At 66.1% G+C, this 2,042-nt stretch carries 3 protein-coding genes; all 3 read right to left on the minus strand.

What is annotated here, in order from left to right:
- Positions 1 to 254 (minus strand): endonuclease NucS domain-containing protein (locus tag KBX08_RS33020; protein ID WP_210787671.1); only part of this gene is annotated, 254 nt, incomplete at its 3' end.
- 355 nt (positions 255 to 609) lie between these two features.
- A complete protein-coding gene (locus KBX08_RS33025; RefSeq protein WP_210787672.1) occupies positions 610 to 1,542 on the minus strand; it encodes a hypothetical protein in 933 nt (310 codons plus the stop codon).
- Positions 1,543 to 1,557: 15 nt separating this feature from the next.
- Positions 1,558 to 2,042: hypothetical protein (locus KBX08_RS33030; RefSeq protein WP_210787673.1), on the minus strand; the 485-nt coding region annotated here is incomplete at its 5' end.

Below are 2,042 nucleotides of genomic sequence, written 5' to 3' on the forward strand. Positions count from 1 at the left end.
GGCCCGAGGCCCTTCGCCCGCTGGAACAGTTCGACATACTTGGCAAGCTCATGGAGGGCCTCTCGCGCCGTAGAGTCGCTCCGCTTTAGCTCGATGATCACGAAGCAGCCAGTGGCATCCCGGGCCAAGATATCGATGAGCCCACGGCTTCCGACGTCGCTTGGAAGCGGGTAGTTCTTCGCGACAAACGTCAGCCCTGGCTCGATCAACTGAAGTTGCTTCGCAAGCTGGTCTCGAATGTCGTTCTCGCTCACTGCGGCAGGCTACGTCGGGCTTCACCTCGCGACTGACCCCCAGGCAGGTGTTCCTGGTGCCTGGTCTGTCGGATCGCCGACACGACCGGAATCTGCACGACGAGGTGCTCCTTGATCCATGCATCTCACCCCAGGGCACCAACCTGCGCCAGCATCCGTTGGCTGGTGGCACCGGGCAGGGCGCCCCCGTGTACCCCCCGAAAACCCCTTCCCAGAGTTGACTACGAGTGACAAGAAGCGATAAATGCAGGGCGGCGTTTGTCCAGGTCAACATCCTTACGCAGTGGTCGAGCGTGAAGGGCCGGCTGGCAACTCTTCCCGCCGATGCGCGCATCCGCAGCCCTGGGCACGTCCCTCAGCCAGTGGAGCGATCGGTCTCGGCGCTGGAGCTGGCGTCGCCGTCGAGCGCCGAGCGGAAGTCGAAACCGTCTACCGCGAAGGCACTGACCAGCCGGCTCGCTGCGCTCGCGGCGGCATCATCCGCTGTGCATGTCGTCGCGATGATCTCGTGGATGAGCGCCCTGTGCCGAGAGGTCATCCAATAGTGTCCGGGGCGTCCGGGCACCCGGTCGAGAATATGGAGACACGCGTGCGGATGCGTGAGCGCGAGGGTGCGCAGTCGACGCAGGACGTGCACGCTGAGCCCTATATCTGGGGCGAGGCTGAGGATTTCGTACAACTGGTTCAGTGACCACGCGTCGTCGAACCGACCATTGACGAACCAGTCGTCGAAGGCGGACAGCTCGTCTGGGTCGGCACCGCGTCGAACTGCCTGGATGCGGTACTCCCACAGCCGCATGAGTCGCTCCCGGCGCTCGGGCTCGGTGGGCTCGTCGCGGTTGAAGCTGCGGCCGCCCGATTGGACGATGATACTGGCTGCCTCGGCGGGTGCCTGCTCGTAGAACCGCTGCAGGAGATGGTCCGGATCGTCGCGGTCGAGAGGGCCGAACCAGAACCGGTTGCCCAGGTGAAACGCCAGCAGGGTGGCTCGTGCTTGCTCCCATTCGTTGTTCGGGGTGGGTGTGAGGATGTTTACCGCGCGCAGGTAGTGCGGGCGAAGCAGCCCCCAGGCGGTGTCGGTCAACACCCGGTTCTCTAGGTGCCCGTTCCAGGCGGCGCGCCACGCGCGGGTGTGTTCGGGCTCGATCGGCAGGATGTCGCAGAGGTGGCGGGAGGTCCAGTCGGGGTCCAGTTTCAGCAGCGCTTGCAGGTGCCCGCCGAACATCGCGCGGACTGCCAATGCTGCGTCGGCGGCTGGGGTGACGTGCGCGTCGAGGACCTGCGTCACCTCATGCACACCGGTCTATCCGGGCCGCTGCTGGGCGCGCAGGCCCCAGAGGACCGCTGCACGCAGCGCCTCTGGGCGGACGGCGTCGAGCGAGGCCGACGACAACTCACCGTCGTCCGGCTCGTTCGGTGTGTCCTGTCGCTGAGGGTCGGGGTCGGCGCAAGCGGCGCTGATGATGGGCCAGATGGCAGGTTCGACGTCCGAGGGGAATCGGTCTGGGTCGGCTGTCGGGTCGACGGTAAACAGGCGCATCACGCTATAGCGGGCCGCGCGCCACTGCCGCTCACGACGCTGTACCACTCCGGTGGCGAGCTCGCTGGTGGCTTCGCCGTCGACCCAAGCCAGCAGGGTGGTCAGTGGCTTCCAGTCGAGGCGTTCCCTGGCCCTGGCTGCTTCCCAGAACCCATCGAGGATCGACGTAACATACTCCGGTGGTAGCCCGGTGAAGGAGGCGGCGTCCGTCGACCAGCGGGTGGCCTCACGCGCCACCGCAGCCGCAA

This window comes from Micromonospora sp. H61 (assembly GCF_018070325.1).
Taxonomy (GTDB): domain Bacteria; phylum Actinomycetota; class Actinomycetes; order Mycobacteriales; family Micromonosporaceae; genus Micromonospora; species Micromonospora salmantinae.